We start from the raw sequence: 23,735 nt of genomic DNA on the forward strand, positions 1-23,735 counted from the left end.
TGCAGCGAAGGGAGGAGTTGCATAATGGGCCTTTCAGCCCGGGATATCCGTGAAAAGCTTGACCGCCTGGTGGCCGGTATGACCGGCCTTCGCCACGATGGCCGCTTCCACGAACCCAATCTCGACGGCACCGCCGGCGACTATATCTCCTTCGATAGCTGGGAATGGCCGCAGGGCGTCGGCCTCTATGGCCTGATCCGCCTCTGGCTGTTCACCGGCCGCGACGATTTGAAGGCCCTCATCGAAAATTGGTATGCGGCCCGCATAGAAGCCGGCCTCCCCTCGCTCAACGTCAACACCACCGCTCCTATGCTGGGCTTGTCCGTGCTCTGGCGGGAGACGCGTGATCCGCGCTGGCAGCCGGTTCTCGATGCCTGGGCGACCCACGTCATGGCCGGAATGGGCCGCACCGAGGAAGGCGCCTTCGAGCACCACGTTTCCGACAAGGTCAACGACGGCGAACTCTGGGACGACACGCTTTATATGGTCGCCCTCTTCCTCGCCTCCTACGGCCAGGCGAGCGGCCGCACCGAACTGGTCGACGAAGCCGCGAGGCAGTTCCTCGTCCACACCCGCTATCTCGCCGACAAGAAGACCGGGCTCTGGTTCCACGGCTGGACGTTCCGGGGCCGGCACAATTTCGCCGAGGCCCGCTGGGCCCGCGGCAATGCCTGGATCACCGCCGGCATGCTGGATCTCTTCGACCTCGCGGAAATGCCGAACCCGGTGAAGGACTACCTCCTTGGCGTGCTGGTGGCACAGGTGAACGCGCTGCTGCCGCTGCAGACCGCCTCTGGCGCCTGGCGCACCCTCATCGACGATCCCTCCTCCTACGAGGAGATCTCCGCCACCGCCGGCTTCGGTTACGGCCTGCTGAAGGGTTATCGCCTCGGCCTCGGCACGCACGAATGGCGCGCCGCCGGCCTCAAGGCCGTCGAGGCAGTGCTCGCCAATATCGATGACACCGGCACCGTGCTGAATGTCTCCTACGGCACGCGCATGGGCCACGACCTGCAATTCTATCGGGACATTCCGATCCAGCCGACCGGCTACGGACAGGCGCTTTCCATTCTCTGCCTGTCCGAAGCGCTTCGGCACGTGGACGCGGGAGAAAAAACGGCATGACGATGAAAGTGCTTTACGGGGCAGGCCCCGACGACATCAAGACCTATGACACGGCCAGGCTGCGCGCCGAGTTCCTGATGGAAGACCTGTTCCAGGCCGACAGGGTGAGCTTCACCTATACCCATGTCGATCGCCTGATCCTCGGCGGAGCCGTCCCGGTTTCCACCACGCTGACTTTCGGCTCGGGCGAGGAGATCGGCACCCCCTTCCTGCTTTCCGCCCGCGAGATGGGCATCGCCAACCTCGGCGGCGCCGGAACCATCACCGTCGACGGTAAGAGCTTTACGCTGGAAAACCGCGACGTGCTTTATGTCGGCCGCGGCGCGCAGGAAATCTCGGCCGCCAGCGCATCTGCTGAAAAGCCCGCCCGCTTCTACATGAATTCCGTGCCGGCCGGCGCCGATATCCCGCATCGCCTCATCAAGCGGGCGGAATCGAAGCCGCTCACGTTCGGCGAGGCCAGGCGTGCCAACCTGCGGAATCTTCGGATGTACATCCATCCGGAAGTGGCGCCATCCTGCCTGCTTCTGCTTGGCATCACCGATCTCGCCGAAGGCAGCATCTGGAACACCATGCCGCCGCACCTGCATGAGCGCCGCATGGAAGCCTATTGCTATTTCGACCTGCCCGACGAAGAGCGGGTCATCCACTTGATGGGCCGCCCGGAAGAGACGCGCCATCTCGTCGTGAAGAACCTCGACGCCGTGCTCTCGCCAGCCTGGTCGATCCATATGGGCGCTGGCACGGCGCAATACGCCTTCGTCTGGGGCATGACCGGCGAAAACCAGGAATATAACGACGTGGCCCCCGTGGCCCTCAGCGAACTGAAATAAGTGCGGACCTGACATGAACCCTGAAGCAAACTGGATGCGGAAGACCTTGAAGCCGGGCGAAGCGGTCCGGTACTGGCAGCTCGGCCGCACGGCGCAGGAACGGTTCGACGTGCCGGACGCGCCGATGAAAGGCGAAATGGACCCGTTCTTCTTCCTGACCAAGGTGAAGAACTTCATCCCGCACGAATATCCCTGCCGCACCATCTTTGCCGAGACCTATCGGGGAAAAAGGCCCGACGTGCGCGGCGAGTTCGAGGCCGCCCGCTGGTGGCTGCCCTTCGGTTCGCCGCGTCTCGATCTTTCCGGCTTCTGGTTCCGCCCGACGCGGCTCGCCACCTTTACCCGCACCTATATCGAAGCCGAGGCCGCCGGCACTGCAAAAATCCGCCTCGGCACCTGCGGCGGCGCAGTCCTCTGGCTGAATGGCACCGAGATCGGCTGGATGGCGCCCTATAGCCGTAACCTCGAAGCCAAGCAGGAATTCGACCTTCCGCTGACCGCGGGCCTCAATGAAATCGTCCTCTTCTTCGACGATCTCGCCGAGCGCGATGCGCGCTATTTCTACCAGTTCGACTATCTCTCCGGACCGACCGTCAATGTCGCCATCCCCGTCCCGGTCGCGGGCCACGTCGCCGAAAGCCTCGAAACGGCGCTCGACGGCATGCATCTCGACCGCCAGCATTATTTCGGCGGCGATATCACCGTTCTCTTCGCCGAGCCGCTGCCGATCGAGGTCGAAGTCAACGTCGCGATCGAAGGCGACTTCATGTCGCGCGAGCGCTTCGATTTCGATTTCACGCTGCCGGCCGGTGCCAAAAGCCTCAACATCGGCGCATCCGAGAAGGCGCCTGCCGATTTCCGCCACCTGCGTGTGACGTTGAATGCCGGCGGCTTCATCGCTTCCCGCTCGGTCGGCGTCGAAATCTGCCATGCCGCCCGCCAGGGTGAGGCCCCCGCCTCCCTGTCTGATCGCATCGCCGAAACGCTGGATGAAGTCTCCGAATATTCCGAGCGCGATACCGTCCGCGCCTTCGCCCGTCTCGCCAGCGGCCGCGCCGGCGCCGACACGGATGCGATGATCGAGGAAATCCTGCCAACGATCGAGGATTGCCACGACTGCGCCGATTTCTCGCTCGTGCCGCTTATCTGGTCGCGCACCGTATGGGGCAAGGATATCAACGAGAAGACCCGTGCCCGCATCGACGGCGCCATCCTCAATTACCGCTACTGGATGGACGAGCCGGGCAACGACGTTCAGTGGTATTTTTCGGAAAACCACGCACTTCTCTTCCATACGTCGGCTTATCTCGCCGGCAATCTCCTCCCGGAAGCCACCTTCGTCCGTTCCGGCCGTAGAGGCTCGGAGCAGGCGAAGGTCGGCGCCGAGCGCGTCCGCGCCTGGCTCGACCATTTCGAAAAGTGGGAAATGGCGGAGTTCAACTCCGCCCCCTATTTCCCGATCGACCTCAAGGGCCTGACGGCGCTTGCCGCTCTCTCGCCGGACAGGGATATCGCCGACCGCGCCAAGGCCGGCATCGTCCGCCTCTGCGAAATCATCGCGCGCTCTGCCCATCACGGCATGGTCACGGCGGCGCAAGGGCGCTCCTATGAACACACGCTCTGCGCCGGCCGCTCGCTGGAGCTTTCCGCCGTCGCCCGCCTGCTCTGGGGCAAGGGTTTTTACGGCCGCCGCGTCCATTGCCTGCCGCAGATGGCGGTGTGCCTGCGCGACCATGGTCTCGAAATCCCCGCCGCCTTTGCGGCCATCGCCGATCATCGCGACGCAAGACATCAGGAATGGCGCTTCGCCCAGGGCGAGAACTCCTTCGCCGCGCTTTATCATTATAAGAGCGAACACTTCGCCATGGGCTCCACCGTCCATTACCGCTGGGACGAATGGGGCTACCAGGAAACCGTCCTGCATCTGCGCCTCGGCGAAAAGCCGGAAGCGGCGATCTGGATCAACCATCCGGGGGAAACCATCCAGTTCGGATACGGCCGCCCGTCCTATTGGGGCGGCTGCGGCACCATCCCGCGCGTCCAGCAATATCGCGGCCTCGCGATCCTCGAATTCACCACCTACGAGGAACAGCCGGATTTCACCCATGCCTGGTTCCCGAAGGCGGAATTCGACGAAACCCGCGTATCCGGCAGCCTGGCGCTCGCCCGCTCCGGCAATGGCGCCGTTCTTCTCAGCGCCGGCTCCGACCTCGTCCCCGTCACCGAAGGCCCGTCGGCCGGCGCGGAACTGCGGCAATACGGCCGGAAAACCCGCTGGATCGTCCGCGTCTGCGAGGCCGGCGATCTGGCCTCCGTCGAAAGCCGCTTCGGCGGCCTTGCCGCAAGGCAGGAAGCCGGCGGCGCATTCCTTGTTGAAGACCCCGAATATGGTACCGTCCGCTTCAAGGCCGACGGCGCGATAGAAGCGGAAGGCCGCGTGATCACGCGCGCCGATTATACCGTGAAGGGCGAGGCGAAAATGCTGGTCCCGCCTCATCGGCGCATGCAGGTTTAAAAAGCAAGGACGGGAGGAGGCCCCGTCCATAAAGAGGAGGAAATGAACATGAAAATGAAATCCATCCTGGCAGGCGCAGCGCTTGCCCTCATGAGCACGACGGCGGCCTTCGCCGGCGACGTGCGCATTATGTGGTATTCGGACGGCGTCGAAGGCGAGGTCATGAAGGACCTCGTCGGCCGCTTCATGAAGGAAAATCCGGGCATCAACGTCATCCTCGATAACGTCGCCTACAGCGTCATCAAGGAACAGCTCCCCGTCCAGCTCGAAGCCGGCAACGGCCCGGATATCGCTCGCGTCACCGCGATCAAGGACCTCTCCAGGCATTGGCTCGACCTGCGCCCGCTGGTCAAGGATGCCAAGTATTGGGACGACAATTTCGGCGCCCAGGCGGACTGGATGCGTCCCGACGGCTCCAACCAGATCTCCGGCTTCATGACGCAGATCACGCTGACCGGCGGCTTCGCCAACAAGACGCTGTTCGAACAGGCCGGCGTCGAAATTCCGGGGCCGAAAGCCACCTGGGATGACTGGGCCGCTGCGGCCAAGAAAGTCAAGGAGAGCCAGCAGATCCCGTTCGCCATGGCGATCGACCGCTCCGGCCACCGCATCACCGCCCCGATGCTCTCCTACGGCGCGAACTACATCGGCACGGACGGCAAGCCCGCCCCGCTGGATCAGGGCGCCAGGGATTTCCTCACCAAGTTCGTCAACTGGACAGGCGAAGGCACGTTCGCCAAGGACGTCTGGGTCTCGGCCGCCGGCTCCACCTATCGCGCTGCTGCCGACGATTTCATCAACGGTCAGCTCGCCTTCTATTATTCCGGTTCCTGGCAGGTAGCGAACCTCGCGACCAAGATCGGCAACAACTTCGATTGGGTCGCGGTCGGCAGCCCCTGCGGTTCGGCAGCCTGCACCGGCATGCCCGGCGGCGCGGCCCTCGTCGCGGTCAAATACACCAAGAACCCGAAAGACGTCGCGACCGTCATGGACTGGTTTGCCCGAGAAGACATCGTCAAGGAATTCTCCGAGCGCACCCTCTTCCTGCCCGGCCACAAGGGCGTGGTGGACAAGGGCGGTCTCGACTTCAAGACCGACAATGCCCAAGCCAAGGCTGCTTTGACCAAGTTTGTCGAAGCGACCAAGACGACGTCGGAAACCGCTCTGAAACTGCCCGGCTGGCGCTGGTCCGACACGGTCTATGCCGCCGTCGTCACCCGCATCGGCCAGACGCTCGCCGGCGAACTGAAGCTCGACGACGCCTTCACGCGCATCGACGCCGATATCGCCCAGAAGGTCAAGGACGCTGGTCAGTGATGACAGGCCGGCCAAATTGCTCCGCCCGCACCGCGGGGCATCTCGGCCTTCTCTTCATGGGAAGGACGGTTGTGGTTGAAGGTACGAAGCGGCCCGGCAAGCTCCCTCTGATCTCCCCCCTTGAGGGGGAGATGTCATCGAAGATGACAGAGGGGGGTGGCTCCCGCGCAGCAGAATCGACGGTAAGCGAAGTGTCGAAACGATACCTCCCTCTGCCCTGCCCGGCATCTCCCCCTCGAGGGGGGAGATCGGCCGGCCGCGCCGTCCCTTTTCCACACACACCGATCCTGTCAGGTAGAAACTGGAATCAAGCCCCGGGAAGGAGTTCGATCCAATGAGCACAGCTTCTTCACCTTCCCGCCTCTCCGCTCTCCTCATGACGCCCGTCAACTTCGTCATGCGCCTCATCGACGTACCTTTGCGCGGTCTGCAGAAATCGACCGGCATCGGCGGCATGGCGGCTTTCTTCCTGGCGCCGAACATGCTGATCTTCGGCATCTTCGTGCTGCTGCCGCTCGTCATCAACTTCGTCTATTCGATGACCGGCGGCACTGCCTTCTTCCTCGCCGAGCGCAATTTCGTCGGCGCCGATCAGTACGCGCGCCTCTTCACCTGCGCCGACTATCTCGACCCGATGTCCTGTCAGGAGGATGCCTTCTGGACGGCCGTCGGCAACACGTTCTGGTTCGTGATCCTGCAGGTCGCTCTGATGATCCTGACGGCGCTCATCACGGCGCTGATCCTCAATCGCGATCTTGCTGCCCGCTCCTTCTGGCGTGCCGTCTTCTTCTTCCCCGTCCTGTTATCGCCCGTCGTCGTCGGGCTGATCTGGAAATGGATCCTGCAGCGCCAGGGCCTGTTGAACTTCATCCTCTTCCAGTTCGGCGACACCGAGCCCTATACTTGGCTCACCGACCGCACCTGGACCTTCGCCGCCACGATCGGCGTGTCGATCTGGGCGCATATGGGCTTCTATGCGCTGATCCTGCTCGCCGGCCTGCAGGCGATTCCCAAGGATCTCTATGAAGCGGCCGAGATGGATGGCACGAAGCCCGCGCGTGTCTTCTGGCGCATTACCCTGCCGCTGCTTGCTCCCAATCTCCTGGTCGTCGTGGTGCTGGCGCTGATCCGCGCGGTCCAGATCTTCGATGAGGTCTATGTGCTGACCGGCGGCGGTCCGGGCACCAGCACGCTCTACCTTACGCAGTATATCTATGAAACGGGCTTTGCCTCGGCGCTCCGCAATCCTGGCCTCGCGGCCGCGGCCTCGATCCTGATGGGGGGCGTACTCGTGGTCCTCACGTTGATCCAGCTCGGCATCGGCCGGAAGAACGAGAACAAGGGGAAACGCTGATGGGTGCGGCTGCGCGTTTCATTCTGCGTCGCAAGGGCGGCAAGGGCTGGCACTGGACGGACATCGTCACCTGGGTCTGGCTGATCGGCGGGCTGATCATCATGTTCGGCCCGGCCGTCTGGCTTGCCTTTTCCTCTTTCAAGACCCCGGCGGCACTTGCCGAATTCCCGCCGTCGATCCTGCCCTATGTCACCAGCCAGGCGACGGTCGAGGGCTACGACAAGCCGCTGCAGCTCTTTGATGCGAAGATGCCGGACGGCTCGACCCGCGTGCTGGCGGAAGTGCGTCGCATCGGCATCATGTCCCAGATGGTCGATCCGAAGACGCCGGGCGAGATCATCCGCGTCAACATCAACGACCGCCAGCCGGTGCGTACCCTCTCCTTCGCGACGTCGAACTATACCGAACCCTTCGTCCATTTCGATTTCCTGCGCTACCTCTGGAACTCCGTCTTCGTGACGGTCACGGCGACGCTGATCACCCTCGTCGTCAACTCCATGGCCGCCTTCGCGCTGTCGAAATACGAATTCCGCGGCCGCTCCGCCGCCATGCTGATCATTCTTGCGACGCTCATGGTGCCGCTCTCGGTCATCATGGTGCCGCTCTATTCGATCATCTCGTCGCTCGGCCTGTTCAACAGCCTCTGGGGCGTCATCCTGCCGACCGTCGCCACACCGACCGGTGTCTTCATCCTGCGCCAATACATGCTGACCATCCCCGACGAACTGATCGACGCGGCGCGCATGGACAAGGCCTCCGAATGGCAGATCTACTGGCGCATCGTGCTGCCGCTGACGGCACCGGCGCTCGCCGTGCTCGCGATCTTCTCGGTCGTCTGGCGCTGGAACGACTTCCTCTGGCCGCTGATCGTTTTGTCCCGCCGCGAGCTCTACACCCTGCAGGTGGGGCTCAGCATCTATTCCGGCGAACTGAACGTCCAGTGGCACTTCATCCTGGCCATGACCGTCGTGACGATGATCCCGGTCGTGCTGGTCTTCATCTTTCTGCAGCGTTTCATCACCACCGGCATTGCCGGCACCGGACTTAAATAAGGAACACCGATGGGCGAGATCAAACTCACCGATGTCAAGAAATCCTACGGCGCCGTCGACGTCCTGAAAGACATCAACCTGCATATCAACGATGGCGAGTTCGTCGTCTTCGTCGGCCCCTCCGGCTGCGGCAAGTCCACGCTGCTCCGCACCATCGCCGGCCTTGAGAAGGTCACCGGCGGAGAGATCGAGATCGACGGCAAGCGGGTGAACGAGGTGACCGCCGCCGACCGCGGGCTTGCCATGGTCTTCCAGTCCTATGCACTCTATCCGCATATGAGCGTGCGCCAGAACCTCGCCTTCGGGCTGGAAAACTCCAACATGCCGAAGCCGGAGATCGCCGAGCGCATCCAGGAAGCCGCCCGCATGCTGGAGATCGAGCCCTATCTCGAGCGCCGTCCCGGCCAGCTTTCCGGCGGCCAGCGCCAGCGCGTCGCGATCGGCCGCGCCATCGTCCGCCGTCCGACGGCCTTCCTGCTCGACGAGCCATTGTCGAACCTCGATGCGGAATTGCGCGTCTCGACTCGCGCCGAGCTTGCCGCACTCCATGCCCGCATCGGCTCGACGATGATTTATGTCACCCACGACCAGGTGGAGGCGATGACGCTCGCCCACCGCATCGTCGTCATGCGCGCCGGCAGGATCGAACAGGTCGGCACGCCGCTCGAACTCTACAACACGCCCGCCAACCGCTTCGTCGCCGGCTTCATCGGCGCGCCGCACATGAACTTCCTCTCGGGCGAAGTCCAGGAGGTGGAAACCGGTTCGGTCACGCTTGTCATCGGTGGCGGTCATCGCCTCACCGTGCCGCTTGCCGACCACAAGCTTCGTGGCCACAAGCTGAAGGCCGGCGAAAAACTGACGGTCGGCATCCGCCCGCAGCACATCACGCTGGCGAACAATCCGGGCAGCCTGCCGGTCAAGGTGCGGTTGGTGGAGGCCCTCGGCTCGGAAACCGTCATCCATGCGGATCTGAACGGCGAAAAGCTGCTCGCGGTCGTCCAGGGCCAGAAGCATATCGCCCCGGGCGACGAGGTGCATTTCTCCGTCGCCGGCGCGCCATTGCATCTGTTCGATCAGAATGGATTGCGGGTCAAAGGGGCGTAAGTCCCACCCCTGCCCTTTTGGCCTCCCCTACTCCGGATGGACAGCTGGCCGCCCCGCCGGCCCGTCTATAGACTCGCCGGAAGCGAGCGGAAGGGAGGCCCGAATGTATCGCATGTCCATGATTGCCTTGTCTGTCGCGGTTCTGCTGGAGCCGGTCGCAGCCACTTCGGCTTATGCCCAGAGCAGGACAGTGACCACCCAGCCGACACTTCAGACCTTGCCGCCGGGACGAGCCGTTCTTTTCGACAACAAGAAATGTCCTGCAGGACAGATCGCGCGTTACGCCAGGTCGAAAATGAGGGATCAGATATCCATCAAATGCGTTCACATCACCGGCCTTGGCAAATAGCGTGATCTCAAGCCTCACAAATACCCCTTGAAGAACGCCAGCACCGCCCGGCGCATGGCGGGCGTTTCCTGATGCCCGACGCCGGCTTCCGGCAGGAACACCAGCGCCCCAAGCGCCTCCGCTTCAAGATAGGCCGCTTCCGTCTCGGCAAAGGCCTTCTCCACCGCCTCCGGCGGCGTCAGCGGATCATCCCAGCCGACACAGATGAGCTGCGCCCGCGGCGCCACCAGCCCGGCGATCTCGCCGATCGAGGTTTCCTTCAAAAGACCCGGCACCGTCAGATAATGCCCATGGCGGTCATGCGCGCCCGTCTGCACGAGGGTGGCGAAATCCGCATAACAACAGAGATGTGCGGTCGCCTTCACCCGGTGATCGACCGCCGCGAGAAAATAGGCGAGCGTCGCCCCCATCGAAAGTCCGGTGACCCCGATCCGCTCCGGATCGACGTCCGGCCGCGCCGCCAGCCAGGAAAGCGCCCCCACCTGTTCCGAGACCATCTGCCCGAACAGCGTCTTCTCGTGCCAGAGCGCCGCCTTTGCGGCCGCATCCTCGGTGACGCCCGCCCGTTCGCCGAAGGTCGGCATGTCGATGCACAGCGTCACATACCCTTCCCGCGCCAGCACGGGGCCCGGCGCATCGAGGAGCGCCGCGCGGCCCTCGGTCAGCTCCAAAGCGCCGATATCGTATCGGCCGCCATGCGCATGGGCATAAAGGATCGCCGGTCCGGGACTGGCGGAGGCTTCGCCCGGCCGGGTCAGAAAGCCGCGGACTTCCGTTCCGTCTGAGAGCTGGAACCGCAGCCGCTCCAGAACATATCCGTCGTGGATTTCGACGGCGCTATCGATCAGCGTCAGCGACACGTCTTCGAACGCCAGCAATTCCTTGAGCCGCGCCACGGCGATCGCCATATTCCCCTCCCTGTGAGCCGCTTCGTCCGAGGACGGCGTTATGCATGGCACAACCCTATCTCCCTCCTTGCGGGGGAGATAGGCTGAACGCACCTGCTTCCCCAACAACTGCGGAGCAGTTTGGTGAGTCATTGCTTTGTGGGAAGGCCATGCCGCTTGTGATCTCCCCACCCGTGGGGGAGATGCCCGGCAGGGCAGAGGGGGGTATGGCGAGCCAAATCAAAACCTTGCGAGAAATCGACAGAAAAAACTGCCTCCGTTTATCCCCGCCCTCGCGCCTTGTGCCTACAATCTTCGCGTTCCGTTTCGGCTACACCGGTTCAAGCATCGCCGGCGAGATGGGACCGGTGCCCTTTCGGCCTGCCGTTGATGCAGGCGGGTTGTCAGGGGCTGCGCAGAAAATGGTTCCCCCCGTGCCTTGTTGCGCGGCGTGCGTGTGTCGCACCCAACCCGCTATGGCATCCGCAAGGACGTAAGACCATATCGCCGTAGAGGAACCGGAGTTGCGCAGCACAAGAACACTGAACGGGACACGTCGCGTGTCACTATAAAAATCTAATTCGAGGCACCCGACGTGTCCCGGCCGAAACAAAACCACCGAGATCGCCAAGGAGTGAATCTGTCTTGCCGCAAAGGAGGAAGAGCATGGATGAGCCGGACTTCAGCAACTACGAAAAGCGCCGGGCCGAACAGCACGAGGAACTCTGCCGCGCGGCTGCGACATTGTTTTGCATCTCGGATCGCATCTGCCATTTACGGGTTTGCCGTCGTTATCGCATCTGCGTCGGGCCGATGCTGCCCTCGCCGCACCAGGCATGGGCTGTCCGCGCCCAGCGGGAAATCGGCCTTAGCGGCAAGGCTTGTGCCGAGCTTCCCCTCTGCATTGCAAACCAGGAGCCGTGGGCATTCGATATCTACAAGAAATTTATGAACGTCCTTCAGCAGGTAAGGCTCGACAGCCCGAAAATGGATTTGATCTTGGCTTGCGCCGAGAATGCGGCAATGCGGCGCTTGCCGAAGAAGCGCTCTTGACTTCCAATCCCTATCATCCGACTTCAACCAGTGAAACGAAGGGATGAAGATCATGACAGAAGCCGCCCGCAGCACCATCGATCAGAGCGAAGTCGACCGGTTCTCCGCCATGGCGGCCGAATGGTGGGACCCGACGGGAAAATTCAGGCCGCTGCACAAATTCAATCCCGTCCGGCTCACCTATCTGCGAGACCGCATCTGCGAAAATTTCGGCCGTGACCCGAAAAGCCACCTGCCGCTTTCCGGCCTCCGCATCCTGGATATCGGCTGCGGTGGCGGCCTGCTGTCGGAACCGGTCGCCCGCATGGGCGCCACCGTCGTCGGCGCCGACCCGTCGGAAAAGAACATCGGCATCGCCTCCACCCATGCGGCCGAGACCGGCACGTCGGTTGATTATCGCGCCGTCACCGCCGAACAGCTTGCCGAAGCGGGCGAAACCTTCGACGTCGTCTTGAACATGGAAGTGGTGGAGCATGTGGCGGACGTGGATTTCTTCATCACCACCTGCGCGAAAATGGTCCGCCCCGGCGGGCTGATGTTCGTCGCCACCATCAACCGCACCTTCAAGGCCGGGGCATTGGCGATCTTTGCGGCGGAAAACGTCCTGCGCTGGCTGCCGAGGGGCACCCACCAATACGAAAAACTGGTGCGTCCGGAAGAGCTCGAAAAGCCGCTCCACGCCGCCGGCATGGAGATCATCCACCGCACCGGCGTCTTCTTCAACCCGCTGCAGGACCGCTGGAACCTCTCAGCGGACATGGACGTCAACTACATGCTGCTGGCGAAAAGGGCAGCGTGATCCGCTTCCACGGCCCGTCGGTTCTGTGGTAATCTTCACATCGTTCCGTTTTGGGAGAGACCGATGGCTGAAGCCGTGAAAGTCACAGTAACGCTGGAGCCGGACATCGAGGATTTTGTCCGCGACCAGACTGAACGCGGCTCCTTTGCGTCGTCCAGCGACTATATCGAAACCGTACTTCGCGAACGCTTTGAGCGCGCGCGTGAGCAGCTGGATGCCGAACTTCAGAAAGGCATCGACGATATCGAGGCCGGTCGGTTCATGTCGATCGAGGAGGCTTTCGATAGTGTCTACGAGGAACTCGGCCTGAAGCGTCTGGCACGATGAAAGTCATCTTCTCTCGCCAAGCGCGTGGAGACCTCAGGGATATCGGTCGATACCTGCTGAACCAGAATCCTGGCCCGCCATCCCTTATATGGAAGACCTGCGCACTGCATGCTTGGAGCTCGCGCGCATGCCCCATGCTTTCGAGATCCTGGAACTGTCAAATCATCCAGGAGTTCGCCGGCGTGTCTTCGCTCCCTATGTGATCTTCTATCGAGCAGAAAACCCGGACGTGAGAATCCTCCGCGTCGTCCACGGTGCGAGGGATTATCTGCGTATCCTCAACGAGGAAATTTGAGAGCGTTTTCTCGCCGTAGGGATCATCCCCGCCCCTCATTCCCCTGCTACACTTCATCCCGACGAATACACGAAAGACCGGACGGATTTCACTCCATCCAGCCCTTCGGGTTCTTTGAAATGAAGTCTTGCGGAAACGAGGTCAGTTCGTGTCCTCGGGGAGCACCGGCATCGGCGCCACCTCGATGCCCTCTTCGAGAAGATCGCGCACCTCGCTAAGGCTCGCCTGGCCGATGATGCCGCGCGCATCCGCCTCGCCGTAATGGATCTTGCGGGCCTCCTCGGGGAATTTCTCGCCCACGTCCTCCGCATTGGCCTTGATCTCGGCGACCGCCTGCTTGAGCTTTGCCATCGCCTCCTGGCGGGCAAGGTCCATGACCATCGCCTGTTTCTCTTCCTTTTTGCGCGCCGTCGAAACGGCGGGCGCCATCAGCGTTTTGGAGATCGAGGGGGAATTGCAGACCGGACAGGTGAGAAAGCCGCTTTCGACCTGGCGATCGAAATCGGCACTTTCGGAGAACCAGCCCTCGAACGTATGAGCATTTTCACAGGTCAGCGTATACTTGATCAAGCGGCAACACCTCCCGCCACATCGGACACAGTGTCCAGCGCGAATTCGCGGGCATTCCTGAGATTGGGGATTTTGACGCGTGCGGCCTTTACCGCATCGATGTCGATCTCCGCAAGCACCACCGCCTCGCCGGTGCCGCCGGCGGATGCCAGCACCTTACCCCAGGGATCGACGATCATCGAATGGCCGAAGGTCTCGCGGCCGTCTTCATGAACCCCTGCCTGGGCGGCGGCGATCACGAAGGCGCCGTTTTCGATGGCGCGGGCGCGCAGCAGAATCTCCCAATGGGCCTCGCCCGTCTGGCGGGTGAAGGCGGCGGGCACGGTCAGGATCTCGGCGCCGACGAGCGCCTCGGCGCGGAAAAGCTGCGGGAAACGCACGTCGTAGCAGATCGCGAAGCCGAGCCTGCCGAACGGCAGGTCGGCAACCCGTGCTGCGACGCCCGGCTCGTAGGCCGAGCTCTCGCGCCAGCTTTCGCCGTTGTCGAGATCGACATCGAACATGTGGATCTTGTCATAGGTCGCAACCAGCCGGCCTCCGGGTGCGAAGAGCAAGGCGCGGTTGGCGATCTTGCCGTCGTCCCTTGCGATCGCCGTCGATCCGATATGCAGATGAATGCCGAGTTCGCCGGCGAGGTTGCGGGCGGTCGAAACGATGATGTCATTCGTCTCGTCGCGCAGGATGTCGCGCATCGCCTTGCGGTCCCGCTGCAGAGCGCCGGTCATTTCCGGTGTCTGGATATAGGTCGCGCCATGCGCCGCCGCCTCGCGCACCAGCCGGACCATGTCGGCGGCGTTCTTCTGCGGATCAACGCCGGAGCACATCTGGATCGCTGCTGCCTTGAACGTCATCGCCCTGTCCTCACGCTGCCAGCATCGGGTCCAGCTTGCCGGCCCGGTCGAGCGCATGAAGGTCGTCGCAGCCGCCGACATGCGTCCCGTTGATGAAGATCTGCGGGAAGGTCGAACGGCCGTTGGCCTTCTGGATCATTTCCTCACGCAGTTCCCTGGAATAGGTTGCATCATGCTCGGTATACTTGATGCCCTTGGACTCGAGCAAAGCCTTCGCGCGGGCGCAGTAGCCGCAATATTCGCGGGTATAGATGGTCACATCTGCCATGAATGTCTCCGGGCGCCGCCAGATGGGAAGGAGCTGGGAAAAGGCCGCGCGTCAACTGTCATCTTCTGTCATATAGGCCCGGAAACGGCCATTGCAAAGGTCAAAACCGTAACCTCCGCGGCACCTGCCTTCTTCAGCGCACGGGTGGCGGAGGAAACGGTCGCCCCGGTCGTGTAGACGTCGTCGATGAGGATCAGGCGCCTGCCGAAAACATCCGCCTCATGGCCGGGCGCAACCTGGAAGGCGGCCCGCACATTGTCCTCGCGGGCGCGGGCCGAAAGCCCCACCTGCCGGCTGGTGCGCTTGACGCGGACAAGCGTCGACGGCAGGAACGGCCGGCCGGATTTTTGCGAAAGATGCCGCCCGAGTTCGGCCGCCTGGTTGAACTTCCGGGATGCGAAGCGCGAGCGGTGGAGCGGAACCGGCAGGATACCGTCCGATTTTGCCACATGGTCTTCGGCGGCGCGCAGCATCAGGCCGGCCATCATCGGGGCAAGGTCGGTGCGGTCCCGGTATTTCAGCGAATGCACGAGGTCGCGCGCCGGTCCCTCGAAGATCGCGGCGGACCGCAGCCGGTCGAAGACGGGCGGGTTTGCGATCGCCTCGGCCGACAGCATGCCCTCTCCCGGATCGTAGGAGAACGGCAGGCCGAGCACCTCGCAATAGGGCCGTTCGATGAAGCGGATCTCCTGCCAGCAGGCGGGGCAGAACCCGCCATGCGCCCCAGTGCTGACCCCGCAGCCGGGACAGACCGGCGGATAGACGAGATCGGTAAGCCATCTCGTCCACCCTGCGGCAAACGATGCTACAAATCGAAGGGCATTGGCGCTCGGCTCGGCGGACATGGGTTGACTTTAGCGCATGAAGAGAGCCTTTGCGACGGCAGGATACGGGTTTGATACGATGGAAATTCTTTTCGATGAACGGCTGATCGAGGCAAGGCGCGAACGCGCCTTCGCCGGTGGGGATCACAAGGCCGCCTTCCTCCTGGAGATCGCCGGCCGCGAGCTCGCGGATCGCCTCGCCGTCGTCGAGCGCCGGTTCGAAACCGCCGTCGAGCTGCATGGCGGCACCGGCATCGCCGCCCGTGATGCGCTGGCGACCGGCAAGATCGGTGTCATGCGCCGTATCGAAACCAGTGAGGCCTTCGCCGGAGATGGCGAGACGGTGACGGCCGCTCCCTGGGAGGACGTGCCGCTGGAACCGGAATCCGTCAACCTGGTGCTGTCGCCGCTGGCGCTGCACCTTGTCAACGATACGCCCGGTACGCTGATCCGCTTCCGCCGTGCGCTGAAGCCGGACGGGCTTTTTCTGGCCGCCATCCCCGGCGTGGGGACCCTTTCCGAACTGCGTGACGTCCTGTTGTCGGCCGAAGCGGAATTGCTGGGCGGTGCAAGCCCGCGCGTCATCCCCTTCGCCGATGTCCGGGATGTCGGGGGCCTTCTGCAGCGCGCCGGCTTCACGCTGCCGGTGGTCGATATCGAGACCTATACGGTGCGCTACGACTCGCTCTTTCCGCTGATGCGGGATCTGCGTGCCATGGGCATGACGAACCCGCTCGCCGGCCGCAGCCGCGTGCCGGTGACAAGGCGCTTCTTCGTGAGGGCGGCGGAGATCTATGCCGAGCGCTATTCCGATCCGGACGGCCGCATCCGCGCGACTTTCTCGATCATCTACGCCTCAGGCTGGTCGCCGCACGAAAGCCAGCAGCAGCCCCTGAAACCGGGGTCCGCCAGGATGCGGCTGGCAGACGCCCTGCGCGGAGGGACGGAGTAGCTCGCTCTAAGGCGTAGCGTCCTCGTAGGCATCGGCAATCCCGCCGAACATATTGTTCATCAACTCGTAGTAATCGCCCAATGCGACAAACAGGGTCAGTGCCAGGATCGAAATGAGCAGGCCGTATTCCACGGCCGTCGCGCCGCTGTTATCCTTAAAGAGAGAGCTGAAAAGGCGCATCAATTATCCTTCGGGCCTGGAATGGACGAATCCAGGCGCCTGAAAACGGCTCCGGCTTCAGCAGTCGCTACCGGCTCCGTAGCCCTCGACGATGCAGACCGTGCCCGGTGTCTCCTGCAGGACACTACGGCGAATTGTATAATGTTTCGTGCTCTTTTCGGCCGGTTTGATGGAGCCCGTGGTGATCAGGTCGAAGTCATCCTGAATCTGCCCCAGCTGACGCTCGTGATTGCGGCCCGCCAGCATCGGCGTGATGATCAGGGAAAGAGCGATGGCAGCCGTGCCGAACAGGAGTGCGATGTTGAGCGCGCCGGTCCTGCCGAAACTGTGCCGCGCCTGTTGCCGGCCTCGCACGGTTTTCCAGAATTCCTCGTCCATGCCTTCATAGCCTCGTCAACGCGGTTACCAGATGATGAGGCCTGAAAATATCACACGCGGCTAAACGATCCCTTAACAACGAGTGAATTCGGTCATTCTAATTTGAACGATTGAGCCGCGGCAGCGACCTACAGCATCGGCCCGAAGGTCGGAATCGATTTTCGGAAAGCACGATGCGTAGATTCAACAATTTAAAGCGTCCTTTGTGCGTCCGAATGGACGCACGGCGCTCTATAGCAGGTCCTGAAGAATGGGGATCAGCGGCTCGTCGGCCGGCGGCATGGGGTAGTCGCGTAGCGCGTTCGGCCTGACCCATTTGATCGCCTGGCCTTCCCGACCGGTCGGGATGCCCTCGAAACGCCGGCAGATATAAAGCGGCATCAGAAGATGGAAGGTCTCATAGGTGTGGCTGGCGAAGGTGAGCGGCGCAAGGCAGGGGATTTTGGTGGTGATGCCGAGCTCTTCCTCGAGCTCGCGCACCAGCGTTTCCTCCGGCGTTTCGCCCGGCTCGACCTTGCCGCCGGGAAATTCCCAGAGGCCGGCGAGCGTCTTGCCCTCCGGGCGCTGCGCCAGCAGGATGCGCCCGTCGGCATCGATCAGCGCGCAGGCCGCGACCAGCACCAGCTTGCGGGGTGTTTCGCTGCTCATCCTCGTCCTTCCCGCCACCAGTAACGGTATTCGTAGGCCTTGCGAAAGCCGAATTTCCGGTAGAGCGCCAGCGCCGTCGCGTTGGTGGAGACGACCTGTAGCCAGGCCTGCCGCGCACCGCTGATGCGGGCCCAGCGCAATGCCGAAGACAGGATCTGCGTGCCGATGCCTTCCCGCCGGTGGGCTTCCGCCACGGCAAAAGACATGATGCCGGCCAGATCGTTATCTTGCACGCAGAGCGCCACGGCGACCGCGCCATTCGCCGGATCTTCTTTCATGAAGAAGCCTGACGGCGGCTTGATCGCCGAGAGGATTTCGGCAAGCGCCGGCTTCAGCGCGATGCTTTCGCCTTCAACAGCAAGGCTGGCGTCGATGAACCGGCCGATGTCGTGACTCGGCAGGTAGTCGAGCGTATCGGGCAGTGCCAAGGCCGTCAGGTCGACGGTCAGCACGTCGACCGTCTCGAACATCCGCCATCCGTCCGCCTTGATGTGGTCGATGAGGACGGGAGGAGCGAGCGGCGTCTCGCGGACGATGAGCGGCCGGCCATAGCTCTCGAACCGCTTGCGTGCCCTTTCGAGCCGCTGCTCCATATCGCGATGATCGGAAGGATCGAGCGGGACGATGCAATTCAGCCGTTTGGATGGATGGCCGCCGGTGAGCCGTACCTGCCAGCTCCCGTCATAGACGACGGAAGCCGCCGGCCAGGCCCGGAAGCCCACGGCCTCCAGCCGGCGAACCAGGGGCAGATTGCTCTGCGGAGATGATGCCTGCATCAAATGATCAGCTCCGGTAGTCGCCGTTGATAGCGACATATTCCTTGGTGAGGTCGCAAGTCCAGACGGTCGCCGTGCCGTTGCCGAGGCCGAGATCGACTTTCACAGGAATGTCCTGTTGCCTCATGACGGCGGTGGCGGCAGCTTCGGAATAGCTGGGATCGCGCTCGCCCTCGACGGCGACCCGCACGTCGCCGAACCAGATCGCCAGCCGGTCGCGGTCGGCCATCTCACCGGATTTGCCGACGGCCATCACGACGCGGCCCCAGTTGGCGTCCTCGCCGGCGATCGCCGTCTTGACCAGCGGCGAGTTGGCGATCGACAGCGCGATCACTTTCGCGGCCGCATCGCTCTCGGCGCCGGTCACGGTGATCTCGACCATCTTGCGGGCGCCTTCGCCATCCCGCACGACCTGCAGCGCCAGATCCTTGAGCAGATCGTCGAGCGCGGCGCGGAAGCTTTGAAGACGCGGATCGTCCGCGCTCTCGACGCGGACCTGACCGTCATCGGCGGCAGCACCCGTCGCAAACAGCATCAGAGTATCGGAAGTCGAAGTATCGCTGTCCACCGTGACGGAGTTGAAGCTCGGGCCGACGCCCGCGGCAAGCAGGGTCTGCAAGGCCGGCGAGGCGATGTCCGCATCGGTCACCACGAAGGAGAGCATCGTCGCCATGTCCGGCGCGATCATCCCGGCCCCCTTGGCGATGCCGTTGATCGTCACCTTCACGCCGCCGATCTCCGCGGTGCGGGTCGCGACCTTCGGGTAGGTGTCGGTGGTCATGATCGCCTTGGCCGCTTCCTGCCAGAAGTCGCCGGCGGCGGTCCTGTTCATGTCGCCGAGCACGCCTGCGAATTTCGTCGCATCCAGCGGTTCGCCGATAACGCCGGTCGAAGCGAGGTAGACCTCGTTCTCGCCGCAGCCGACGGCTTGCGACGCGGATTTCGCGGTCAGTGCCGTCGCGGCCTTGCCCTTGATGCCGGTGAATGCATTGGCATTGCCGGAATTGACGACGACCGCGCGAGCGATCCCGTGCGGCAGGTTGGCGCGACAGAAATCCACCGGCGCGGAAGGGCACTTGGACCGCGTGAAGACGCCCGCCACCGCGGCCGGCCGGTCGAAAACCATCAGCAGCACATCGGTGCGGTTCTTGTACTTGATCCCGGCGGCGGCGGTCGCCATGCGCACACCGCGCAATGGCGGCATGTCGGGATAGGATTTAGGGGCGAGCGGCGAAACGGAAGCGGACATGGCTAGACCTTGGTTCAATTGAAAGTCGAAGCTGGACTACCTGCTCGACGTCATCCTCGGGCTTGTCCCGAGGATCTGCTGCCCTTCATGATAGTGGATAGATCCTCGGGACAAGCCCGAGGATGACGGATAAATGCGGAGGTCTCCACCTCGAGGGGAAGATGGACTCCTTATCCTTAATCCTTACGGCTTCGGAGCCGGGGCGTCGCTTGCACCCTGCATCTTGTTGACTTCATCATAGCCCTTCTTGAGGGCCTCATCGACGATCTCGACCTTCTGCTCGCTCTTGGCCTTCTCGATCAGCGCCACATACTTGTCACGCATCACGAGCTGCTTGACCTGGTCCTCGACCTGTTCGAGGGCCGGCGGGGGAGCGTCACGCTTGTCTTCGACCTTGATGACATGGAAGCCGAACTGCGTCTTGACGGGGGTCTTCGTGTAGGCGCCCTTTTCGAGGGCGAAAGCGGCTTCCTCGAATTCCGGAACCATGCGGCCGGGGCCGAACCAGCCAAGATCACCGCCTTCGTCCTTGTTGGAATCCTGCGACTTTTCCTTGGCGATCTCGGCAAAATCCTTGCCGGCGTCGAGATCGGCGATGACCGCCTTCGCCTCGTCTTCCGTCTTCACCAGGATGTGACGGGCATGCACCTCTTCCTGCTTCGGGATAGAGGCGATTTCCTTGTCGTAACGGGCCTTCACCTCTTCCGGGGTGACGGCATCGATGACATGCTTGCGGAAATAGGCGTTATGAAGTTCACGGTCGCCGATATAGGCCATCCGCTTCTTGAAATCGTCCGTATCCTTGATGCCTTCGGCGATCGCACCCGATGCGAGAAGCTTGACGTCGATGGCGCCGGAAAGGGCGGCGACTTTCTTCTGCTCGTCCGGAAGCTGGGCAAGCTGCGGGTCGAGGTTCTGGACGGCCAGGTCGAGTTCCGACTGGCGGATTTCCAGGCTGCCGACCTTCGCCACGACCGGATCTTCCGCCGCAAACACCGGAGCCTGGGAGAAGATTGCAGCAGCGAGCGCGGCCGTTACGAGAAATTTGTGGCGCAACATCAATTCACCTTTCAATAGGGCACCGGTTTCAGAATGCCTGATTCCGGCCGGAAAACCTTCACAAACACCGGAATGTGGCCATTCTGTATCGGCCGCCACCGTTGACATCATTCGACCCCCCTCTTATCTGTCACGCAACTTTGCGTCCAGAAGAGTTTCCGGGCGTGGCGGGTCATTTTGTCGTCATCGGATGATGATGGGCCGCCCGGCCCGCGATCCCGAGAGAACTGATTCAGAAAGGACCATTCGTATGGTCAGCCTTGGCGGCATCGCCCGCAAATTGTTCGGTTCGGCAAACGATCGCCGCCTGCGCGGCTACACGCCGAGGATCGACGCGATTAACGCAATCGAGGAGAAGACCAAGGCTCTCTCCGATGAGCAGCTTGCCGCCCAGACGGCGGAATTCAGGAAGCTGCTGGCCGAAGGCAAGACGCTGGACGACATCCTGATCCCCGCCTTTGCCGTGGTGCGTGAAGCCTCGCGCCGGGTGCTCGGCATGCGGCCCTTCGATGTGCAGTTGATGGGCGGCATGATCCTTCATGATGGCGCGATCGCCGAGATGAAGACCGGCGAAGGCAAGACGCTGGTGGCGACGCTGCCCGTCTATCTGAACGCGCTCGCCGGCAAGGGCGTCCACGTCGTGACCGTCAACGATTACCTCGCCCGCCGCGACGCAACGACGATGGGCCGGCTTTACGGCTTCCTCGGCCTGACGACCGGCGTCATCGTCCACGGTCTCGACGACGAGGAACGCCGCGCGGCCTATGCCTGCGACATCACTTACGCCACCAACAACGAGCTCGGCTTCGATTATCTGCGCGACAACATGAAATACGAGCGCGCGCAGATGGTCCAGCGCGGCCACAACTATGCGATCGTCGACGAAGTGGACTCAATCCTGGTCGATGAGGCCCGCACGCCGCTGATCATCTCCGGCCCGCTCGACGACCGTTCCGACCTCTACAACACCATCGACGCCTTCATTCCGCAACTCACGCCGGAAGACTATGAGATCGACGAGAAGCAGCGTTCCGCCAACTTCTCGGAAGTCGGCACGGAAAAGCTGGAAAACCTGCTGCGCCAGGCCGGGCTCTTGAAGGGCGAAGCCCTCTACGACGTCGAAAATGTCGCGATCGTCCATCACATCAACAACGCTCTGAAGGCCCACAAGCTCTTCACCCGCGACAAGGATTACATCGTCCGCAACGGCGAGATCGTCATCATCGACGAGTTCACGGGCCGCATGATGCCGGGCCGCCGCTATTCGGAAGGCCAGCATCAGGCGCTCGAAGCCAAGGAAAAGGTGCAGATCCAGCCGGAGAACCAGACGCTCTCCTCGATCACCTTCCAGAACTATTTCCGCATGTATTCAAAGCTCGCCGGGATGACCGGTACGGCTTCGACGGAAGCGGAAGAGTTCGGCAACATCTATAAGCTCGAAGTGGTCGAAGTCCCGACCAATCTTCCGATCGCCCGCATCGACGAGGACGACGAGGTCTACCGGACCTTCGAGGAGAAGTTCAAGGCGATCATCGAAGAAATCAAGGCCGCCCACGAGCGCGGCCAGCCGGTGCTCGTTGGCACGACCTCGATCGAGAAGTCCGAACTGCTCGCCAACCTGCTGCGCCAGTCGGGCTTCGATAAGTTCCAGGTGCTGAACGCCCGCTATCACGAGCAGGAAGCCTATATCGTGTCGCAGGCCGGCGTGCCGGGCGCGGTCACGATCGCCACCAACATGGCCGGCCGCGGCACCGACATCCAGCTCGGCGGCAATGTCGAGATGCGCCTCGAACGCGAGCTCGAAGGCATTGAGGATGAGGCCGAGCGCCGGGCGAAGGAAGCGGCGATCCGCGAGGAAGTGAAGAGCCTCAAGGAAAAAGCATTGGCCGCCGGCGGTCTCTACGTCATCGCCACCGAGCGCCATGAAAGCCGCCGTATCGACAATCAGTTGCGCGGCCGTTCCGGCCGCCAGGGTGACCCGGGCCGCTCGAAATTCTACCTGTCCCTCCAGGACGACCTGATGCGCATCTTCGGCTCCGACCGTATGGACGGCATGCTGCAGAAGCTCGGTCTGAAGGAAGGCGAAGCGATCGTCCATCCCTGGATCAACAAGGCGCTCGAGCGCGCCCAGAAGAAGGTCGAAGCCCGCAACTTCGACATCCGTAAGAACCTTCTGAAATACGACGACGTCACCAATGACCAGCGCAAGGTGATCTTCGAACAGCGCATCGAAATGATGGATTCGGAAGACGTGTCCGAGATCGTCGAGGATATGCGCAACGAGGTGATCGAGGTCATCGTTGCCAAGCACATCCCCGAAAGGGCCTATGCCGAACAGTGGAATGCGGCAGGCCTGCGCGAGGATGCCGGACGCCTCCTGAACCTCGACCTGCCGATCGAAGACTGGGTCAAGGAAGAGGGCATCGGCGAGGACGATATCCGCGAACGCATCACGCAAGCGGCCGACCAGGCCGCCGCTGATCGCCGCGAACGCTTCGGTGCGGATATCATGAACTATGTCGAGCGCTCCGTGCTGCTGCAGACGCTGGACCATCTCTGGCGCGAGCACATCGTCAACCTCGACCACTTGCGCTCGGTGATCGGTTTCCGCGGCTATGCCCAGCGCGACCCGCTGCAGGAATACAAGGCGGAAGCCTTCGAGCTTTTCCAGGCGCTGCTTGCCAACCTCCGCGAGGCGGTGACGGCACAGATGATGCGCGTCGAACTGGTGCAGAACCCGCAGCCGCCGGAACCGCCGCCGGTTTTCGAAGCGCATCATCTCGATGCCACGACCGGCATGGATGAGGTGAGCGGCCTCGACGGCGAGAACTTCCTTGCGGCGCCGCAGGACCGCCGGCCGGAAGACCCCTCCACCTGGGGCAAGATCGGCCGCAACGAGCCCTGCCCCTGCGGATCAGGCAAGAAATACAAGCACTGCCACGGCGCGTTCGAGCAGGTGTGAGGCCC

General features: G+C 62.7%; 25 protein-coding genes. 14 read left to right on the top strand and 11 right to left on the bottom strand.

What is annotated here, in order from left to right; translation table 11 throughout:
* The first annotated feature begins 24 nt into the window (after window positions 1-24).
* The 8 genes from bglB to QEO92_RS20405 all read left to right on the top strand — a co-directional run bounded on the left by bglB (window position 25) and on the right by QEO92_RS20405 (window position 9,652).
* Window positions 25-1,125: a beta-galactosidase BglB gene (gene bglB, locus QEO92_RS20370; protein WP_037157174.1), complete on the top strand. Its 1,101-nt coding sequence runs from the start codon at window positions 25-27 to the stop codon at window positions 1,123-1,125.
* Complete coding sequence (kduI, locus tag QEO92_RS20375) at window positions 1,122-1,958, top strand: 5-dehydro-4-deoxy-D-glucuronate isomerase (protein ID WP_081952982.1); 837 nt, start codon at window positions 1,122-1,124, stop codon at window positions 1,956-1,958. Before bglB ends, kduI begins: the two co-directional genes overlap by 4 nt.
* Before the next feature lie 13 nt (window positions 1,959-1,971).
* Window positions 1,972-4,473: a hypothetical protein gene (locus QEO92_RS20380; RefSeq protein WP_227704230.1), complete on the top strand. Its 2,502-nt coding sequence runs from the start codon at window positions 1,972-1,974 to the stop codon at window positions 4,471-4,473.
* A gap of 48 nt (window positions 4,474-4,521) precedes the next feature.
* The gene (locus QEO92_RS20385) at window positions 4,522-5,790 is read left to right on the top strand and encodes an ABC transporter substrate-binding protein (protein WP_227704231.1); all 1,269 of its coding nucleotides are present in this window, start codon (window positions 4,522-4,524) and stop codon (window positions 5,788-5,790) included.
* 334 nt (window positions 5,791-6,124) lie between these two features.
* Window positions 6,125-7,144 carry a carbohydrate ABC transporter permease gene (locus QEO92_RS20390; protein WP_227704232.1) on the top strand — a complete coding sequence of 340 codons (1,020 nt, stop codon included), beginning with the start codon at window positions 6,125-6,127 and terminating at the stop codon, window positions 7,142-7,144.
* Window positions 7,144-8,196, top strand: coding sequence for a carbohydrate ABC transporter permease (locus tag QEO92_RS20395; protein WP_227704233.1), 1,053 nt, complete (start codon window positions 7,144-7,146; stop codon window positions 8,194-8,196). The genes QEO92_RS20390 and QEO92_RS20395 overlap by 1 nt, the downstream gene beginning before the upstream one ends.
* A 9-nt stretch (window positions 8,197-8,205) precedes the next feature.
* On the top strand, window positions 8,206-9,303 hold the full coding sequence (locus QEO92_RS20400) for an ABC transporter ATP-binding protein (protein WP_227704234.1): 1,098 nt from the start codon (window positions 8,206-8,208) through the stop codon (window positions 9,301-9,303).
* 103 nt (window positions 9,304-9,406) lie between these two features.
* A complete protein-coding gene (locus QEO92_RS20405; RefSeq protein ID WP_037157165.1) occupies window positions 9,407-9,652 on the top strand; it encodes a DUF6719 family protein in 246 nt (81 codons plus the stop codon).
* Between the two features lie 14 nt (window positions 9,653-9,666).
* On the opposite strand, the gene QEO92_RS20410 is transcribed toward QEO92_RS20405, so the two are convergent.
* Entirely contained in the window at window positions 9,667-10,560 is an 894-nt protein-coding gene (locus tag QEO92_RS20410; protein WP_227704235.1) for an alpha/beta hydrolase family protein, read from the bottom strand.
* Window positions 10,561-11,205: 645 nt separating this feature from the next.
* Here QEO92_RS20410 and QEO92_RS20415 point away from each other — a divergent pair.
* The 4 genes from QEO92_RS20415 to QEO92_RS20430 all read left to right on the top strand — a co-directional run bounded on the left by QEO92_RS20415 (window position 11,206) and on the right by QEO92_RS20430 (window position 13,013).
* Complete coding sequence (locus QEO92_RS20415; protein ID WP_037157161.1) at window positions 11,206-11,592, top strand: hypothetical protein; 387 nt, start codon at window positions 11,206-11,208, stop codon at window positions 11,590-11,592.
* 52 nt (window positions 11,593-11,644) lie between these two features.
* Complete coding sequence (ubiG, locus tag QEO92_RS20420) at window positions 11,645-12,391, top strand: bifunctional 2-polyprenyl-6-hydroxyphenol methylase/3-demethylubiquinol 3-O-methyltransferase UbiG (RefSeq protein ID WP_037157357.1); 747 nt, start codon at window positions 11,645-11,647, stop codon at window positions 12,389-12,391.
* A 63-nt stretch (window positions 12,392-12,454) separates the two neighbouring features.
* Window positions 12,455-12,718, top strand: a complete 264-nt coding sequence (locus tag QEO92_RS20425) for a ribbon-helix-helix domain-containing protein (RefSeq protein WP_037157160.1) — start codon at window positions 12,455-12,457, stop codon at window positions 12,716-12,718.
* Between the two features lie 127 nt (window positions 12,719-12,845).
* Entirely contained in the window at window positions 12,846-13,013 is a 168-nt protein-coding gene (locus QEO92_RS20430; protein ID WP_265105717.1) for a type II toxin-antitoxin system RelE/ParE family toxin, read from the top strand.
* A gap of 141 nt (window positions 13,014-13,154) precedes the next feature.
* On the opposite strand, the gene QEO92_RS20435 is transcribed toward QEO92_RS20430, so the two are convergent.
* From QEO92_RS20435 to QEO92_RS20450, 4 genes are all read right to left on the bottom strand, one after another.
* Window positions 13,155-13,583, bottom strand: coding sequence for a DUF1178 family protein (locus QEO92_RS20435; RefSeq protein WP_037157158.1), 429 nt, complete (start codon window positions 13,581-13,583; stop codon window positions 13,155-13,157).
* Window positions 13,580-14,434, bottom strand: coding sequence for a carbon-nitrogen hydrolase family protein (locus QEO92_RS20440; protein WP_227704237.1), 855 nt, complete (start codon window positions 14,432-14,434; stop codon window positions 13,580-13,582). The genes QEO92_RS20435 and QEO92_RS20440 overlap by 4 nt, the downstream gene beginning before the upstream one ends.
* Window positions 14,435-14,444: 10 nt before the next feature.
* Window positions 14,445-14,702, bottom strand: a complete 258-nt coding sequence (gene grxC / locus QEO92_RS20445; RefSeq protein WP_037157154.1) for a glutaredoxin 3 — start codon at window positions 14,700-14,702, stop codon at window positions 14,445-14,447.
* Window positions 14,703-14,770: 68 nt separating this feature from the next.
* Window positions 14,771-15,547, bottom strand: coding sequence for a ComF family protein (locus QEO92_RS20450; protein WP_227704238.1), 777 nt, complete (start codon window positions 15,545-15,547; stop codon window positions 14,771-14,773).
* Between the two features lie 58 nt (window positions 15,548-15,605).
* Here QEO92_RS20450 and QEO92_RS20455 point away from each other — a divergent pair, with 58 nt between their 5' ends.
* Window positions 15,606-16,478 (top strand): methyltransferase domain-containing protein, encoded by an 873-nt coding sequence (locus QEO92_RS20455; protein ID WP_037157356.1) that lies wholly within the window; start codon window positions 15,606-15,608, stop codon window positions 16,476-16,478.
* A gap of 6 nt (window positions 16,479-16,484) precedes the next feature.
* On the opposite strand, the gene QEO92_RS20460 is transcribed toward QEO92_RS20455, so the two are convergent.
* The 6 genes from QEO92_RS20460 to QEO92_RS20485 form a co-directional block, all read right to left on the bottom strand.
* Entirely contained in the window at window positions 16,485-16,658 is a 174-nt protein-coding gene (locus QEO92_RS20460; RefSeq protein WP_081952981.1) for a Flp family type IVb pilin, read from the bottom strand.
* Between the two features lie 57 nt (window positions 16,659-16,715).
* Entirely contained in the window at window positions 16,716-17,036 is a 321-nt protein-coding gene (locus QEO92_RS20465; protein ID WP_037157152.1) for a hypothetical protein, read from the bottom strand.
* Window positions 17,037-17,267: 231 nt separating this feature from the next.
* Window positions 17,268-17,684: an 8-oxo-dGTP diphosphatase MutT gene (mutT, locus tag QEO92_RS20470; RefSeq protein ID WP_037157150.1), complete on the bottom strand. Its 417-nt coding sequence runs from the start codon at window positions 17,682-17,684 to the stop codon at window positions 17,268-17,270.
* Window positions 17,681-18,460 carry a GNAT family N-acetyltransferase gene (locus QEO92_RS20475; RefSeq protein ID WP_227704239.1) on the bottom strand — a complete coding sequence of 260 codons (780 nt, stop codon included), beginning with the start codon at window positions 18,458-18,460 and terminating at the stop codon, window positions 17,681-17,683. Before QEO92_RS20475 ends, mutT begins: the two co-directional genes overlap by 4 nt.
* Window positions 18,461-18,467: 7 nt before the next feature.
* Entirely contained in the window at window positions 18,468-19,709 is a 1,242-nt protein-coding gene (gene argJ, locus QEO92_RS20480) for a bifunctional glutamate N-acetyltransferase/amino-acid acetyltransferase ArgJ (RefSeq protein ID WP_227704240.1), read from the bottom strand.
* Window positions 19,710-19,892: 183 nt separating this feature from the next.
* Entirely contained in the window at window positions 19,893-20,768 is an 876-nt protein-coding gene (locus tag QEO92_RS20485; RefSeq protein WP_037157144.1) for a peptidylprolyl isomerase, read from the bottom strand.
* A gap of 250 nt (window positions 20,769-21,018) precedes the next feature.
* On the opposite strand from QEO92_RS20485, the gene secA reads away from it, so the two are divergent.
* Window positions 21,019-23,730, top strand: a complete 2,712-nt coding sequence (secA, locus tag QEO92_RS20490; protein WP_227704241.1) for a preprotein translocase subunit SecA — start codon at window positions 21,019-21,021, stop codon at window positions 23,728-23,730.
* Window positions 23,731-23,735: the final 5 nt, after the last annotated feature.

It is taken from the genome of Neorhizobium petrolearium, assembly GCF_029854435.1.
GTDB classification, from domain to species: Bacteria; Pseudomonadota; Alphaproteobacteria; order Rhizobiales; family Rhizobiaceae; genus Neorhizobium; species Neorhizobium petrolearium.

Excerpts from the sequence above, each read along its gene's own strand:
- QEO92_RS20400 (WP_227704234.1), top strand. The coding sequence starts at position 8,206 with ATGGGCGAGATCAAACTCACCGATGTCAAGAAATCCTACGGCGCCGTC.
- QEO92_RS20475 (WP_227704239.1), bottom strand. The coding sequence starts at position 18,460 with ATGCAGGCATCATCTCCGCAGAGCAATCTGCCCCTGGTTCGCCGGCTG.
- kduI (WP_081952982.1), top strand. The coding sequence starts at position 1,122 with ATGACGATGAAAGTGCTTTACGGGGCAGGCCCCGACGACATCAAGACC.
- QEO92_RS20465 (WP_037157152.1), bottom strand. The coding sequence starts at position 17,036 with ATGGACGAGGAATTCTGGAAAACCGTGCGAGGCCGGCAACAGGCGCGG.
- QEO92_RS20390 (WP_227704232.1), top strand. The coding sequence starts at position 6,125 with ATGAGCACAGCTTCTTCACCTTCCCGCCTCTCCGCTCTCCTCATGACG.
- QEO92_RS20430 (WP_265105717.1), top strand. The coding sequence starts at position 12,846 with ATGCCCCATGCTTTCGAGATCCTGGAACTGTCAAATCATCCAGGAGTT.
- QEO92_RS20485 (WP_037157144.1), bottom strand. The coding sequence starts at position 20,768 with ATGTTGCGCCACAAATTTCTCGTAACGGCCGCGCTCGCTGCTGCAATC.
- grxC (WP_037157154.1), bottom strand. The coding sequence starts at position 14,702 with ATGGCAGATGTGACCATCTATACCCGCGAATATTGCGGCTACTGCGCC.
- QEO92_RS20405 (WP_037157165.1), top strand. The coding sequence starts at position 9,407 with ATGTATCGCATGTCCATGATTGCCTTGTCTGTCGCGGTTCTGCTGGAG.
- QEO92_RS20455 (WP_037157356.1), top strand. The coding sequence starts at position 15,606 with ATGGAAATTCTTTTCGATGAACGGCTGATCGAGGCAAGGCGCGAACGC.
- argJ (WP_227704240.1), bottom strand. The coding sequence starts at position 19,709 with ATGTCCGCTTCCGTTTCGCCGCTCGCCCCTAAATCCTATCCCGACATG.
- mutT (WP_037157150.1), bottom strand. The coding sequence starts at position 17,684 with ATGAGCAGCGAAACACCCCGCAAGCTGGTGCTGGTCGCGGCCTGCGCG.
- ubiG (WP_037157357.1), top strand. The coding sequence starts at position 11,645 with ATGACAGAAGCCGCCCGCAGCACCATCGATCAGAGCGAAGTCGACCGG.
- QEO92_RS20410 (WP_227704235.1), bottom strand. The coding sequence starts at position 10,560 with ATGGCGATCGCCGTGGCGCGGCTCAAGGAATTGCTGGCGTTCGAAGAC.
- QEO92_RS20385 (WP_227704231.1), top strand. The coding sequence starts at position 4,522 with ATGAAAATGAAATCCATCCTGGCAGGCGCAGCGCTTGCCCTCATGAGC.
- QEO92_RS20460 (WP_081952981.1), bottom strand. The coding sequence starts at position 16,658 with ATGCGCCTTTTCAGCTCTCTCTTTAAGGATAACAGCGGCGCGACGGCC.
- QEO92_RS20415 (WP_037157161.1), top strand. The coding sequence starts at position 11,206 with ATGGATGAGCCGGACTTCAGCAACTACGAAAAGCGCCGGGCCGAACAG.
- QEO92_RS20440 (WP_227704237.1), bottom strand. The coding sequence starts at position 14,434 with ATGACGTTCAAGGCAGCAGCGATCCAGATGTGCTCCGGCGTTGATCCG.
- QEO92_RS20380 (WP_227704230.1), top strand. The coding sequence starts at position 1,972 with ATGAACCCTGAAGCAAACTGGATGCGGAAGACCTTGAAGCCGGGCGAA.
- QEO92_RS20395 (WP_227704233.1), top strand. The coding sequence starts at position 7,144 with ATGGGTGCGGCTGCGCGTTTCATTCTGCGTCGCAAGGGCGGCAAGGGC.
- secA (WP_227704241.1), top strand. The coding sequence starts at position 21,019 with ATGGTCAGCCTTGGCGGCATCGCCCGCAAATTGTTCGGTTCGGCAAAC.
- bglB (WP_037157174.1), top strand. The coding sequence starts at position 25 with ATGGGCCTTTCAGCCCGGGATATCCGTGAAAAGCTTGACCGCCTGGTG.
- QEO92_RS20450 (WP_227704238.1), bottom strand. The coding sequence starts at position 15,547 with ATGTCCGCCGAGCCGAGCGCCAATGCCCTTCGATTTGTAGCATCGTTT.
- QEO92_RS20425 (WP_037157160.1), top strand. The coding sequence starts at position 12,455 with ATGGCTGAAGCCGTGAAAGTCACAGTAACGCTGGAGCCGGACATCGAG.